Raw genomic sequence first — 14,474 nt, forward strand, 5'->3', positions numbered from 1 at the left:
CGCTGCGCTACGCCCTTTCGATGCTGGGCCTTGAGCGTCAACTGGCCAAGCGTGGCGACCTGCTCGACACCATCGGCAACCGTCTGCCGCAGATCCAGTCGCAAGCCGATCATTTCGGCCTGGTTCACGAAAACGTCATCGCTTCCAGCGGAGCCTTGTACCAGGACACCCTGAGCACCCTGCGTCAGCGCATCCAGGTGCACGGCGACATGCGCTTCCTGCAGCAGGCCAGCAACGCCTCGAAGATCCGCGCCCTGCTGCTGGCGGGCATCCGCGCCGCACGCCTGTGGCGCCAGCTGGGCGGGCATCGCTGGCAGTTGGTGTTAAGCCGACGCAAGTTGCTCAATGAACTGTACGACATGATGCGCGCGCCTTCCTGACCTGTAGGAGTGGGCTTGCCCCCGAATGCGATGCCGGACTCACCCCCGCATTCGCGGGCAAGCCCGCTCCCACAGGAACCGCGACACGCGTTTCGACGGCCGACCTTTGGTCAGCCACCCGACCCAGGCGCAATTTTCATGTATGATATGCGCCCTTCCAAAAGCCTGACTGTCCGAGAACACCCCATGCAGCTCTCTTCGCTCACTGCGGTTTCCCCTGTAGACGGCCGTTACGCCGGCAAAACCCAGGCCTTGCGCCCCATCTTCAGCGAATTCGGCCTGATCCGTTTCCGCGCCCTGGTCGAAGTACGCTGGCTGCAGCGTCTGGCCGCCCACCCGCAGATCGGCGAAGTGCCGGCGTTCTCCGCCGAAGCCAACGCTCTGCTGGACAGCCTGGCGACCGACTTCAAGCTCGAGCACGCCGAGCGTGTGAAAGAAATCGAGCGCACCACCAACCACGACGTCAAGGCGATCGAATACCTCCTCAAGGAGCAGGCCGCCAAGCTGCCTGAGCTGGCCAAGGTCAGCGAGTTCATCCACTTCGCCTGCACCAGCGAAGACATCAACAACCTGTCCCACGCCCTGATGCTGCGCGCCGGTCGTGACGAGGTGCTGCTGCCACTGATGCGCCAGATCGCCGAGGCCATCCGCGCCCTGGCCCACCAGCACGCCGACGTGCCAATGCTGTCGCGCACCCACGGCCAGCCGGCCTCGCCGACCACCCTGGGCAAAGAGCTGGCCAACGTCGTCTACCGCCTGGAGCGCCAGATCGCCCAGGTCGCCGCCGTGCCGCTGCTGGGCAAGATCAACGGCGCCGTGGGCAACTACAACGCCCACCTGTCGGCCTACTCGCAGATCGACTGGGAGCAGAACGCCCGCGCCTTCATCGAAGACGAACTGGGTCTGCAGTTCAACCCGTACACCACCCAGATCGAGCCGCACGACTACATCGCCGAGCTGTTCGATGCCATCGCTCGCTTCAACACCATCCTCATCGACTTTGACCGCGACGTCTGGGGCTACATCTCGCTGGGCTACTTCAAGCAGAAGACCGTCGCTGGCGAAATCGGCTCCTCGACCATGCCGCACAAGGTCAACCCGATCGACTTCGAAAACTCCGAAGGCAACCTCGGTATCGCCAACGCGCTGTTCCAGCACCTGGCCAGCAAGCTGCCGATCTCGCGCTGGCAGCGCGACCTGACCGACTCCACCGTGCTGCGCAACCTGGGCGTGGGCTTTGCCCATAGCGTCATCGCCTATGAAGCCAGCCTGAAGGGCATCGGCAAGCTGGAGGTCAACGAAGCGCGCATCGCCGCCGACCTCGACGCTTGCTGGGAAGTACTGGCCGAGCCGATCCAGACCGTCATGCGCCGCTTCAATATCGAGAACCCCTACGAGAAGCTCAAGGAGCTGACCCGTGGCAAGGGCATCACCCCTGAAGCGCTGCTGACCTTCATCGACGGCCTGGACATGCCGGCCGACGCCAAGGCCGAGCTCAAGGTGCTCACCCCGGCCACCTACATCGGCAACGCAGCCACCCAGGCCAAACGCATCTGACCTGCGCCCTGCGTACAACGCCCGGCTCAGCCGGGCGTTTTTATTCCCGGACGAAAATTACGTTTTTTCAATAGGTTGAACATGAATCCTGATACTCCACTGCAGCTGCTTGGCGGCCTCACCGCTCGTGAATTCCTGCGCGACTACTGGCAGAAGAAGCCCCTGCTGGTGCGCCAGGCCTTCACCGACTTCGAAAGCCCGATCGATCCGGACGAGCTGGCCGGCCTGGCCCTTGAGGAAGAGGTCGAATCGCGCCTGGTGCTGGAGCACGGCGAACGCCCATGGGAGCTGCGCCGCGGCCCGTTCGAGGAAGACACCTTCGCCACCCTGCCCGAGCGTGACTGGACCCTGCTGGTCCAAGCCGTGGACCAGTTCGTTCCGGAGGTGGCCGAGCTGCTGGAGAACTTCCGCTTCCTGCCCAGCTGGCGAATCGACGATGTGATGATCAGCTTTGCCGCCCCCGGTGGCAGCGTCGGTCCGCACTTCGACAACTACGACGTATTCCTGCTGCAGGGCCACGGCAAGCGCAACTGGAAAATCGGCCAGATGTGCAACAGCGACAGCCCGCTGATCGAGCACGCCGACCTGCGCATCCTCGCCGATTTCGAGCAGAGCGACGAATGGACCCTTGAGCCGGGCGACATGCTCTACCTGCCGCCGCGCCTGGCCCACTACGGTGTGGCCGTGGACGACTGCCTGACCTACTCGGTCGGTTTCCGCGCCCCAAGCGCTGCCGAAGTGCTGACCCACTTCACCGACTTCCTCAGCCAGTTCCTGCCTGACGAAGAGCGCTACAGCGACGCCGACGCCCAACCTGTCAGCGACCCACACCAGATCCAGCACGACGCCCTCGACCGCCTCAAGGCCCTGCTGGCCGAGCACATGGGTGACGAGCGCCTGCTGCTGACCTGGTTCGGCCAGTTCATGACCGAGCCGCGCTACCCCGAGCAGGTGGCAGGCGAGGCGCTGAGCGAGGAAGAGCTGATCAATTATCTAGAACAGGGCGCGATCCTGGTGCGCAACCCGAGCGCACGCCTGGCCTGGTCGGAAGTCGACGACAACCTGCTGCTGTTCGCCAGCGGCCAGAGCCGCCTGCTGTCCGGTCATCTGCGTGCTCTTTTGCAACTGATTTGTTCAGCCGACGCCCTGCACAGCGAAAACCTTGTAGAGTGGCTGGAAGACGAAGAAGGCCTCACGCTTGTCTGCCAGTTGGTTCAACAAGGAAGCCTGGGATTTGCCAATGAATAAGATCCGCGTTCGCCTCGCCGACTGGCATAAAGACAACGCCGATATCCATCGTATCCGCAGTGCGGTATTCGTCGCCGAGCAGCACGTGCCGCCAGAGCTGGAGTTCGATGCCGAAGATCCGACCGCGGTCCATTTCCTGGCCATGGAAGGTGACTACCCGATCGGCACCGCGCGCCTGTTGCCAGACGGCACCATCGGTCGAGTATCGGTGCTCAAGGACTGGCGTGGTCTGAAAGTCGGTGACGCGTTGATGAATGCGGTCATCATCGAAGCGCAGAACCGTGACCTCAAGCAGCAGATGCTCAGCGCCCAGGTACATGCCACACCCTTCTATGAGCGCCTGGGTTTCAAGGTGGTCAGCGAAGAGTTCCTCGAGGCCGGCATCCCGCACGTGGACATGGTCCGCGATTCACGCGAGATCGCCTGATCGGACGGGGCCGGCGCTGCCGGCCCCTCCGTTGCTCAGGCAATCACGATCTGCCCATCCCCAAGCCCCTGCCCCGCAATCCCCACCAACGTCACGCTATCGCGCCCGAACGACAGCACCAGGTCATCCCCCACCCGACTCAGGTGGTCACGCCAATCCGGCGCTGCCGTCCCGCCTTCAACGCCCATGAACACCAACCGGTCCTGCCCGGTGAAGTCCAGCACCCGGTCCTGCCCGAAGTGCCCGCTGAACAGAAAGGTGTCTCGTCCACCGCCGCCACTGAGCACATCATTCCCGGCACCGCCCACCAGCACATCGTCGCCTGCCCCACCCACCAGACGATCATCGCCACCCAGGCCGAACAGCCACTGGCCCTGGTTGCCGGCCACCAACTGATCATTGCCTTGTCCGCCGCTGACCGACAGGGCGTAGGGATCCAGCTTGCCGCTGCTGAGCAGCCCATTGACGGTCACTGCGTGACTGACGTCCTTGCTGAAGAACACCAGGCTGCTTTCCTTGCTCACCAGCGACTCGACATTGCGCACCTGGCTGATCCCACCCTCGGCATCACGCACATACAGCGTGCCCTCGCCATCCCGGGCTATCGAGAAGCGCGCCAGCGCATCCCCCAGATGCAGGGTGTCATGTCCGGCGCCGCCGTCTATCAGGTTGAAACCGCCGTCGTCGCGGAAGGTGTCATTGCCTGCGCCGCCATACAGGTAGTCGTTGCCGCGCCCGCCCCGGATCAGGTCGTCCTGGGCCGAACCGACAATGAAGGTACTGCCAATGTGCGGCTCGGCGTTGCGATTGAGGTCCTGTACCCAGGTCGAGCCACGGGTGGCGTCGGACAGGTTGCTGACCACCACTGTCGAGTCGCGGCTGGTCCAGGAGTAGAACGGCGAATCCACTACCCGACCCAGGCCATCGGCGTAGGCTGCCGGCAGGTGCGAGAGCCAGGTGGCGATATTGCCGATGGAAAACGGCAGCAGGTTCCACGCGTCGGAGGCGTAGTGGTCATTGAAATTGACGATGTTGTCAGTGGTCGAGGGCTTGGCGGCATCGTGCACGCCCAGGGTCGCCCAGGTCAGCGCCGTGCCGTCGAGCACACGGAACACAGGATCGTTCTCGTAACCGATATTGAGCACCTTGTCGGGGTCGGCAGCCTGCGTGGGCGAGGCGAAGGCAACATAGCGGGCATCCTGGTAGAAGCCGCCCCAGCGCGAAGCACTGAGGTCGGCCAGGCTGTTGACCGCCAGCCCGCCAAGGCTGTGGCCGCTGACGGTGATATCGGCACCTGACAAGCCGTGGGCCCTGGCGAACGTCGCGACATCGCCCAGCAGGCGGTCGAAAGCATTGCCGGCGTAGTTGCGTGAGTAGTCGGCTGGCCCCAGCGCTGCCAGCAGGTCGTTGATGGCATCGCCGAGGGTGTCGCCAATCAGATTCTCCCGCGGGCCGCTGGTGCCACGAAAGGCGATACCGAGGCCAATAAGCTGGCCATCGCCGGCATAACGGCCGAGCACCTCGACCTGCGCCGAGGTGTAGCCCGGTGCCTCGCCATGGAAGGTGCCACGCGCATCGGTCTTGCCCTGGTAACCCAACTGTGCGGCACTGATTGGCGTCCACCCAGCCGCCTTGACCTGCGCCAGGGCCTTGGCCTCGGAGTCGGGATTCCAGGGGATGCCGGGAATCACGCCCTGGCTGTCGGTGCCGCCGATCAGAGCCTTGACCAGGGTTGCCGGCAACCCGAGGCCGAAGCCGTGCTTCTGGTAGCCAGCAGAGAAACCGTCGTCGATACCATGATAGGCATAGATCGCCAGGGCCATGGCATCCTTGTAGAGCGCGTAGGAGGCAGCACCGTCGAGCTGACGGTAATCGAATAGAGGCATGATCCGACTTCCTTGTTGTGATTGGAGTGAAGGCCCACAAGCGACATCGTCCATTGACACATCTGGCAGGCGAACGACAACGCTGGCACGGTACCGGCCGGTCATCCAAGCCCGATGCCGTGGCATTCATGCCAAACCTGCGGACATATTTCCTGGCAATAACCTGTACATGCATACAGATAAATCTTGCCTGCGCGCCCTGTCTTGCGCATCCTAGTCGCCATCAACCTCGATGAAGCGTTCACGGCCATGCGCCTTTTTCTCTGTGAAAAGCCCTCTCAGGCAAAAGACATCGCCAAGGTACTGGGTGCCAACCGCAAGGCCGACGGCTGCTGGCAAGGCACTGATGTCTGCGTCACCTGGTGTATCGGCCACCTGCTCGAAACCGCACCGCCCGACAGTTATGACGCACGCTACAAGCGCTGGTCGCTCGATGATCTGCCGATCATTCCGGAAAAATGGAAAATGCTGGTCAAGCCCAAGACCGCCAGCCAGTTCAAGGCGGTCAAGCGTCTGCTCAGCGAAGCCCGGGAGCTGGTGATCGCCACCGATGCCGACCGTGAAGGCGAGATGATCGCTCGCGAACTGGTCGAGCATTGCCGCTACCGCGGGCCGATCCAGCGGCTGTGGCTCTCCGCGCTCGATGACGCCTCGATCCGCAAGGCGCTGGCCCGCCTGCTCCCCGGCAGCGAAACCTTCAGCCTCTATCACTCGGCCCTTGGTCGCTCGCGGGCCGACTGGTTGATCGGCATGAACATGAGCCGCCTGTTCACCCTGCTTGGTCGCCAGTCCGGTTATCAAGGCGTGCTGCCGGTAGGAAGGGTACAGACACCGACACTGCGCCTGGTGGTCGACCGCGACCGCAGCATCGCCGACTTCGTGCCAGTTCCCTACTGGGCGATCGAGGTGCAGCTAGCGCATTCGGACCAGGTCTTCAACGCCCAATGGCGTGCACCACAAGACACCTGCGACGATCAGGGCCGTTGCCTGAACCAGGCAATCGCCCAGCAGGCCGCCACCCAGATGCAGGGCGCAGGTAGCGCACAGGTGCTCAAGGTACAGACCGAGCGTGTGCGCGAGGCTGCACCCTTGCCTTTCGACCTCGGTACCCTGCAGGAGCTGTGTTCCAAGAAATTCGGCCTTGGCGCCCAGGAAACCCTCGACATCGCCCAAGCGCTCTACGAAACCCACAAGCTGATCACCTACCCGCGCAGCGACTGTGGTTACCTTCCGCTCAGCCAGCACGCCGAGGCGCCCGCCGTTCTCGCCGCCCTGCAACGCGCCGACACGAGCCTCGCCCCCTTGCAGGCGCATCTGGAGCCACACCGCCGCTCCCGCGCCTGGAACGACGCCAAGGTCAGCGCGCATCACGGCATCATCCCCACCGCCGCCGCCAGCGATCCTGCGCGCCTGCCCCCCAAGTACAAAGCGGTCTATACCCTGATCCGGGCGCGCTACCTGGCGCAGTTCCTGCCCAATCACGAGTACGATCGCACCCAGGCCGAACTGGACTGTGCCGGGCACGCCTTGCGTGCAGTGGGCAAGCAGATCGTCGAACCCGGCTGGCGCCGCGCCCTGCCCGAGGCACTGACTCCAACCAAGGGACGCGAAGCGCCACCCGCGCAAGTTCTGCCGCAACTGCGCGAAGGCGACGACTGCAGGGTCCAGGACCTGCAGCTGAAAGACCTGTGGACCCAGCCGCCGAAGCCGTTCACCGAGGGCGACCTGATCAAGGCGATGAAGAATGTCGCCAAGCTGGTCGACGACCCGCAGCTCAAGCAGAAACTCAAGGAAACCACCGGCATCGGTACCGAAGCGACCCGGGCCAGCATCATCCAGGGCCTGCTCGACCGCGGCTACCTGGTCAAGCACGGCAAGGCGCTGTCCGCCACCGCCGCGGCCTTCAGCCTGATCGACGCCGTGCCACGGGCCATCGCCGACCCCGGCACCACTGCGATCTGGGAACAGGCACTGGACATGGTTCAAAGCGGCGAAATGAGCCTGGAAGAGTTCGTCACCCGGCAGTCGGCCTGGATGGGCAAGCTGGTGCAACGCTGCGCGGGAATGCGCCTGACCATCAGCGGCCCGCCCCTGGTTGCCGGTGGCAAAGGTGCACCCTGGAAGAAAAAACGCCGCAGCAGCGGTAAGGGCAAAACCGCCGGCAGCAAAGCCGCACCTCGTGCAAGCAAATCTCCAAGACGGCCTGCGGGGAAGTCCAGCTGACGATCACATCCTGGGGTGTGTCGCCGCCTCGCCAACGCTCGTCTTGTACAGCATACAAACCCTGAACCCGCTCCGCGCAGGCCCCCATGCAAGCATTACTGCAAGAAATCCTCGATCAGGTCCGCCCGCTGCTCAGCCAGGGCCAGGTCGCCCAGTACATCCCCGCCCTCGCCCGGGTCGACCCGCAACAACTCGGCATCGCCGTGCAGAGCCTGGACGGCCAGCTGCATTGCGCCGGCGATGCCCATACGCCCTTCTCGATCCAGAGCATCTCCAAGGTCTTCAGCCTGGTCCAGGCGATCAACCACAGTGGCGAGGATATCTGGACGCGCCTGGGCTACGAGCCCTCCGGGCAGGCGTTCAACTCGCTGGTTCAGTTGGAAGTGGAAAAAGGTCGCCCACGCAATCCTTTCATCAATGCCGGTGCGCTGGTGATCTGCGACATCAATCAGTCGCGCTATGCCACCCCGCCCTTGTCGATGCGCGACTTCGTCCGCCGCCTGGCAGCCAACCCACGCATCGTCAGTGACCCGGTCGTAGCCGACTCCGAGTACCAGCACCGCGCCCGCAACGCCGCCATGGCCTACCTGATGCAGGCGTTCGGCAACTTCCACAACGATGTCGACGCCGTGCTGCGCAGCTACTTCCATCATTGTGCGCTGTCGATGAATTGCGTCGATGTCGCCCGTGGCTTTGCCTTCCTGGCCAACAGCGGCTACTGCCCGCACAGCGGCGAGCACGTGCTCAGCCCGCGCCAGGCGCAACAGGTGAATGCGATCATGGCCACCAGTGGGCTGTACGACGAGGCGGGTAACTTCGCCTATCGCGTGGGCCTGCCGGGCAAAAGTGGAGTGGGCGGTGGCATCGTCGCGGTAGTGCCGGGGCGCTATAGCATCTGCGTGTGGTCGCCGGCGCTGAACGCCTCAGGTAACTCGCTGGCGGGGCTGCGGGCACTGGAGTTGCTCAGCGAGCGGATCACCGGCTCCGTGTTTTCCGCAGTGCTGTAGGCCTGACGCTTCAATCGCAGCGCACCTTGAAAAACAAACCCCACCAGGGAGGTCCCTGGTGGGGTTTGTTTTACTACAACTACCCGTAGCCGGGCTGACCCGATGTCAGAAGAAGTTGTAGGTGTAGCTCACGATCAGGCGGTTTTCGTCCTGGTCACGCTGGCCCGATACGTCGGTGCGCAGCGCAGCGTTACGCCACTGCAGGCCCAGGCCCTTGAAGGTACCTTCCTGAACGACGTAGGCCAGGCTGAAGTCACGCTCCCACTCCGAACGGTCCGAGCCCGCCGAGTTGACGTTGGTGCCCTTCAGGTAGATGGCGTTGGCGGTCAGGCCGGGTACGCCGAGAGCGGCGAAGTCGTAGGCGTACTGCGCCAGCCAGGTGCGCTCGCCGGCACGCAGGAACTTGCCGATCTGCACGTCGGTGATCAGGTAGGCACTTGCACCGTCGCCCTGGTTCAGGAATGGGAAGTCGCTGGTGCCGTTGACACGCTGGTAACCGGCGCTCAGCGCGTGGCTACCCAGCGAGTAGGTGAACTTGGCGCTCCAGGTGCGGTTGTCCACTTCACCGTTGTTCTGGTAGCCCGATGCGCGATAGCCAGCCAGGCGGCCTTCGGTGCTGGCGTTCTTGCCGTCGGAATCGCTGTAGAAGTAACGCAGGTCGGACTTCAACGAACCCACTGGCAGCGCCAGGTTGTGGGTCAGGCCCAGGAAGTGCTGTTTGTAGAAGTCGTCCAGGTTGCCGTAGTAGTACTGCAGCAGCAAGTCCTTGCTCAGCTTGTAGTCGGCACCGGCGTAGTAGAAGGCGTTGCTGCGACGGTTGGAGGTGGCGGTGGCCGGGTTGCCGTTGGAGCCGGCAATGGTCAGCGACTCCATGTTGGTGCTGTTACGGCCCTTGGCATGCTCGAGCTTGCCGCCGATCAGGGTCAGGTTGTCGATCTCGTTGGAGGTGATCTGGCCACCCTCAAACGTTTGCGGCAACAGACGACCGTCGTTGTAGGTGACTACTGGCAGCTTGGGCTGCAGTACACCGAGCTTGGCTTCGGTCTTGGAGATCTTGACCTTGCCGGTTACGCCCAGGCTGCTGAAGTCGTCAACGGCGCGGCCATCGGAATCGGTCGGGAACACAGTACCGCCCTTGGCGGTGCTGGTCGGGTTGTAGTGGGTACCCTTGCCCGAATCCAGACGGAAGCCGGTCAGGCCGATGGCGTCTACACCAAAGCCAACGGTGCCCTGGGTGTAGCCGGAAGTGAAGTTGAAGATGAAGCCTTGGCCCCACTCCTCCTGCTTCGACGGGTTGGCAGTGCCATTGCGGTTGTCGGAATTGATGTAGAAGTTGCGCGCAGTGACCGAAGCCTTGCTGTCTTCCACGAAACCTGCCGCCTGCGCCCCCAGCGACAGGCTGGCCAGTGCAACGGCCACTGGCAGTGTGCATTTGTACATGTGTGCTCCTTTCTAGCTTTTCTTATAGGCCTCTCGCTGAACGCGAGGGCCGAGTTTCGATACGTTTGAACGTCAAGCGTTATTACTTTAACAACAATCGAAAAAGATTTTTATTCGATTGTGCTATAGGGACCGAATGCTAGCAAAAAACCACTATCGGCAGGGAGAAAGGTTTCAGTTCCATGACCTCAGGCAGGGCTTTTACAGATACGCTTGGACGCTACAGCACACCGCTGTTTCGGCTGCTTAGCAAAAAGGATGATGACATGCTGCGAATATTGGGTAAGGCGAGTTCCATCAACGTGCGCAAGGTGCTGTGGACTTGCGCCGAAATCGACCTTCCATTCCACCGCGAAGACTGGGGTTCAGGTTTCCAGCCCACCCAAACCGCTGAATTCCTGGCCCTGAACCCCAATGCCATGGTCCCGGTAATCCAGGACGGCGACCTTACGCTGTGGGAGTCCAATACCATCATCCGCTATCTCGCCAACCGCTATGGGCAAGCGGCAGGGATATACCCGGCCGACGCAGTGGCTAGAGCGCTTGTCGATCAATGGATCGACTGGCAGGCCAGCGATCTCAATCGCTCCTGGAGCTACGCCTTCATGGCGCTGGTCAGGCAGTCAGGTGCGCATCAGGATGAACAGGCGCTCAATGCCAGCCTCGGCGAATGGTCGCGACATATGCAGATCCTCGACCAACAGTTGGCAAAGACTGGCGCCTATGTTGCCGGCAAGGCGTTCTCCCTGGCAGACATTCCAATCGGGTTGTCGGTAAACCGCTGGTTCGAGACACCGTTCGAGCACCCGCACCTGCCTGCAGTGGCTGACTACTACGCGCGCCTGAGCGAGCGGGAAGGCTATCGACTGCACGGCAGAAACGGAACGCCCTGAGCGAGCAATAAAATTATTTTGCATATTAGAATATGCAAAAAATGAATTTCCATCATTTACAGCTGGCCGTTAGATTCTAAGAAGAAGCCCGGCCAGCTCGTTTTCTTCTAAACCGCTCAACGCCAGGCAACCTTGTCCCAGCAAAGGAACCCAGCAATGAGCGTCGAAATCCTCGGCATGATCACCGCCTCGCCCGGCTCGGAGGTCGACCAACCCACGGGAGATGCGGTCGATCCGGACTACGTGCGTCGCTTCGCCCAAGCCCATGAAGCGGCCGGTTTCGACCGCATCCTGGTCGGCTATTTTTCCAACGGGCCGGAAGGCGCAGTGGTCAGTTCGTTCGCCGTCGCTGCCACCGAACGCCTGGGCATCCTGCTGGCCTACCGCCCAGGGGTGATCAGCCCGCCCCTGGCAGCGCGGCAACTGGCGACCCTCGATCAATTCAGCAAGGGCCGCCTGGCGCTGAACGTGGTCAGCGGTGGCAATGACCAGGACCTGCAACGCGATGGCGATTTTCTCGACCACGATCACCGCTATGCGCGCACCGGCGAATACCTCGATGCCCTGAAGGCAATCTGGACCGCCGAACAACCGGTGGACTTCTCCGGCGACTTCTATCGTTTCAACGCTGCCTCGCCCGCCGTACGAACCGTGCAGCGTCCGCATATCCCGATCTACTTCAGTGGTTCATCGGATGCCGCGGTGCGGGTCGCAGCGCAACATGCCGACACCTACATGCTCTGGGGCGAACCCCTGGCCGCCGTCGCCGAGCATATCGCCAAGGTCCGCCAGGCCGCCGCTGTGCAACAGCGCGCCCCGCGCTTCTCGGTGTCGTTCCGCCCCATCGTCGCCGATACCGAGGAGGCCGCCTGGCAGCGCGCCGCCGAGATCCTCGAGCAGGTCCGCGATGCACGCCAGAAACTCGGTTTGCCGCTGCACGACCACCAGCCTGAGAACGTCGGGTCGCAGCGTCTGCTGGCCGCCGCGCAACAGGGCGAAGTGCTCGATCAACGTCTGTGGATGGGCGTTGCCCGTCTGACTGGGGCGCGCTGGAACTCCACCGCGCTGGTCGGCACCCCCGAGCAGGTCGCCCAGGCGTTGGGCGAGTACTACAAGCTCGGCGTGTCGACTTTCCTGATCCGCGGCTTCGACCCATTGAACGACACCATCGAATACGGCAAGACCCTGATCCCCGCCATCCATCACCAGATCGAACGCCTGGATACGCGCCAGGCCAGCTGAGGAAACCCCATGAAACTGTCCCACCTGATCCGAGTCACCCTCGCCGGCCTGTTCCTTGGTACCCCGCTGGCGCAGGCCATCGCCGCCGAGCAGGTCACCCTGCGCATCGGCGACCAGAACTACTACAACGTGCGCGCATCGCTGGAAGCCTCCGGGGCCCTCAAGGATGCGCCCTACAAGGTCGAGTTCAAGCACTTCCAGTCGGCCGCACCGGTGGCCGAAGGGCTGGAGGCCGGTGGCCTGGACATCGGCTTTCTCGGTGACTCGGGCTTTCTGTTCCTGGCTGCCAAAGGGGCGCCCGTCAAGCTGATCGGCGTGTCACGGCAGAACCTCGACACCATCGCCCTGCTGGTGCCCAAGGACTCCCCCGCCAAGACCATTGCCGACCTCAAGGGCAAGAAGGTCGCCTATTGGCCAGGCGCCTGGAGCCAGCAGTTGACCTTGCGCGCACTGGACAAGGCCGGCCTGCCGCACGACTACGTCGAGTTCGTCAAACTGATGCCAATCGATGCCGCCGCCGCGCTGCCGCAGGGCAGCATCGATGCCTTCCCGGTATGGGAGCCCTATATCTCGCAACAGATCGTGTTCTCCGGCGCGCGCAAGCTGGTCACCGCCCAGGGCCTGATGCCTGGCCTGAGCAGCATCGCTGCGCGGAACGATTCGATCGACAGCAAGCACGCCGCCATCGAGGACTTCCTGGGCCGCCTGCAAAAAGCCCGGGCCTGGGTCGGTGAGCACAAGGAAGCCTATGCCGACCTCTGGGCCAAGAAAGCCAACCTCGACCAAAGTGTCTCGCGTCACTGGATCGGCCAGGCCGACATGAGCGTGGGCCCGGTCGATGCGCAGGCGGCGAAGGACTACCAGGATACTGCCGACTTCCTTGTCCAGACCGGCACGCTGCCCAAGCCCCTGGACACCCGCGCGATCATCGACACGTCGTTCGACGGCGCGTTCAGCCAGTAAGCTGCCGGGCGCATGAAGGATCAAGCCGCCAGCCGCACCGCATTGCGCCCGCCAGCCTTGGCCAGGTACAAGGCGGCGTCGGCCTTGGCGATCAGCCGTGCCGGGGTATCATCCTCCCCCGGCACACCGCACCAGAGCCCGACGCTGAAGCACAGCTCGATCTCCAGCCCGGCGAAGCGCGCCGGGTTCCTCGCCATGGCTTCGCGCAGACCGTTCAACGCCGCCAGGGCGCCCTCGCCCTCGGTTCGCGGCAACAACAGCAGAAATTCCTCGCCGCCGTAGCGCCCCAGGCTATCGCCTTCGCGCAGCCGCTGCTGTAATTGACGCACGCAGTGGCACAGCACTTCATCCCCCGCCAGATGGCCGTGCACATCGTTGATACGCTTGAAGTGGTCGATATCGATCATCGCCACGGCCAAGCTGTACTGCGCTACGCGCGCCTGCTCCAGCTCGAACTCGAAACGTTCGAGGATGGCGCGCCGATTGCCCGTGCCGGTCAGCACATCGTGTCCGGCAAGGTGCTGCAAGCGCGATTCGCTGCGCTCCTTGGCCATCAACACCAGGCCGATGGAGTACATCATCACCGTGGCCGTGCCGATCGCCACCGACACCGTCTGCTTGAGGTTGCTGGTGTCGTAGCGCATCTCCTGCGCCGTGCCCGCCAGCACGGCCACCACCCGCATGCCCAGCCCCACCAGGCTGATGCCGGCACCGATCACCAGCAGCAGGTGTGCCCTGCCCTTGTGCAGGGCCCGTTGACGGGCCCAGTAGAGAATCAACACGCATTGCAACATCAGCACCAGGGCCGCCAGCAGCATGCGCGGCTCCACCGTCTCGAGCAGCGAGATCAAGCCCAGCAGCATCAACAGCGGAATGGCGAAGATCGGCCGCCACGGCACGGGGCGCTCGCGCACCCGGAACAGGCTCGCCGAATAGAACGCCAACGCCAACGACAGCAGGCTGTTGGCCAAGACATAGCTCACCCACAGAGGCGCATGGCCGAACAACGTGTAACAGACATAGGCCAAGGCATGGGCCAACAGCCCACAGCCGGTCAGCAGCAGGTTGTCGCCTCGATTGAACTGCCCGACCAGCAACAGACAGAAAGCCAGGATCGTCGCCACCAGCGCGACCGCAGCGAACAGCGTAGGAGTATGGGCGATCATCATGATTCACCATGTGGCAGATGGCCGTCTTAATCGCGGCCT

The 14,474-nt window shown here is 63.2% G+C and carries 12 protein-coding genes; 9 read left to right on the forward strand and 3 right to left on the reverse strand.

Annotated features, from left to right (window positions below; translation table 11 throughout):
• The 4 genes from VA602_RS22410 to VA602_RS22425 form a co-directional block, all read left to right on the forward strand.
• Positions 1 to 380 (forward strand): DUF489 family protein (locus tag VA602_RS22410; RefSeq protein ID WP_323454385.1); only part of this gene is annotated, 380 nt, incomplete at its 5' end.
• 186 nt (positions 381 to 566) lie between these two features.
• Positions 567 to 1,937: an adenylosuccinate lyase gene (gene purB, locus VA602_RS22415; protein WP_323454386.1), complete on the forward strand. Its 1,371-nt coding sequence runs from the start codon at positions 567 to 569 to the stop codon at positions 1,935 to 1,937.
• A gap of 81 nt (positions 1,938 to 2,018) precedes the next feature.
• A complete protein-coding gene (locus tag VA602_RS22420) occupies positions 2,019 to 3,185 on the forward strand; it encodes a ribosomal protein uL16 3-hydroxylase (RefSeq protein ID WP_054892341.1) in 1,167 nt (388 codons plus the stop codon).
• Positions 3,178 to 3,612 carry a GNAT family N-acetyltransferase gene (locus VA602_RS22425; protein WP_054892342.1) on the forward strand — a complete coding sequence of 145 codons (435 nt, stop codon included), beginning with the start codon at positions 3,178 to 3,180 and terminating at the stop codon, positions 3,610 to 3,612. The genes VA602_RS22420 and VA602_RS22425 overlap by 8 nt, the downstream gene beginning before the upstream one ends.
• Positions 3,613 to 3,647: 35 nt before the next feature.
• Here VA602_RS22425 and VA602_RS22430 read toward each other — a convergent pair whose 3' ends face one another.
• Positions 3,648 to 5,498, reverse strand: coding sequence for a polyurethane esterase (locus tag VA602_RS22430; protein ID WP_323454387.1), 1,851 nt, complete (start codon positions 5,496 to 5,498; stop codon positions 3,648 to 3,650).
• 249 nt (positions 5,499 to 5,747) lie between these two features.
• Here VA602_RS22430 and VA602_RS22435 point away from each other — a divergent pair, with 249 nt between their 5' ends.
• The gene (locus VA602_RS22435; RefSeq protein WP_323454519.1) at positions 5,748 to 7,721 is read left to right on the forward strand and encodes a DNA topoisomerase III; all 1,974 of its coding nucleotides are present in this window, start codon (positions 5,748 to 5,750) and stop codon (positions 7,719 to 7,721) included.
• Between the two features lie 86 nt (positions 7,722 to 7,807).
• A complete protein-coding gene (glsB, locus tag VA602_RS22440) occupies positions 7,808 to 8,728 on the forward strand; it encodes a glutaminase B (RefSeq protein ID WP_323454388.1) in 921 nt (306 codons plus the stop codon).
• A gap of 105 nt (positions 8,729 to 8,833) precedes the next feature.
• Here the strand turns inward: glsB and VA602_RS22445 are convergent, their stop codons facing one another.
• On the reverse strand, positions 8,834 to 10,168 hold the full coding sequence (locus tag VA602_RS22445) for an OprD family porin (RefSeq protein ID WP_063544244.1): 1,335 nt from the start codon (positions 10,166 to 10,168) through the stop codon (positions 8,834 to 8,836).
• A 266-nt stretch (positions 10,169 to 10,434) separates the two neighbouring features.
• On the opposite strand from VA602_RS22445, the gene VA602_RS22450 reads away from it, so the two are divergent.
• From VA602_RS22450 to VA602_RS22460, 3 genes are all read left to right on the forward strand, one after another.
• Positions 10,435 to 11,061: a glutathione S-transferase family protein gene (locus tag VA602_RS22450; RefSeq protein ID WP_323454389.1), complete on the forward strand. Its 627-nt coding sequence runs from the start codon at positions 10,435 to 10,437 to the stop codon at positions 11,059 to 11,061.
• Positions 11,062 to 11,238: 177 nt separating this feature from the next.
• Positions 11,239 to 12,303, forward strand: a complete 1,065-nt coding sequence (locus VA602_RS22455) for an LLM class flavin-dependent oxidoreductase (protein WP_153773092.1) — start codon at positions 11,239 to 11,241, stop codon at positions 12,301 to 12,303.
• Between the two features lie 9 nt (positions 12,304 to 12,312).
• A complete protein-coding gene (locus VA602_RS22460; RefSeq protein ID WP_197891382.1) occupies positions 12,313 to 13,266 on the forward strand; it encodes an ABC transporter substrate-binding protein in 954 nt (317 codons plus the stop codon).
• Positions 13,267 to 13,286: 20 nt separating this feature from the next.
• On the opposite strand, the gene VA602_RS22465 is transcribed toward VA602_RS22460, so the two are convergent.
• Positions 13,287 to 14,432: a GGDEF domain-containing protein gene (locus VA602_RS22465; RefSeq protein WP_323454520.1), complete on the reverse strand. Its 1,146-nt coding sequence runs from the start codon at positions 14,430 to 14,432 to the stop codon at positions 13,287 to 13,289.
• Positions 14,433 to 14,474 lie beyond the last annotated feature (42 nt).

The organism is Pseudomonas machongensis, from assembly GCF_034961125.1.
Classification (GTDB): domain Bacteria; phylum Pseudomonadota; class Gammaproteobacteria; order Pseudomonadales; family Pseudomonadaceae; genus Aquipseudomonas; species Aquipseudomonas machongensis.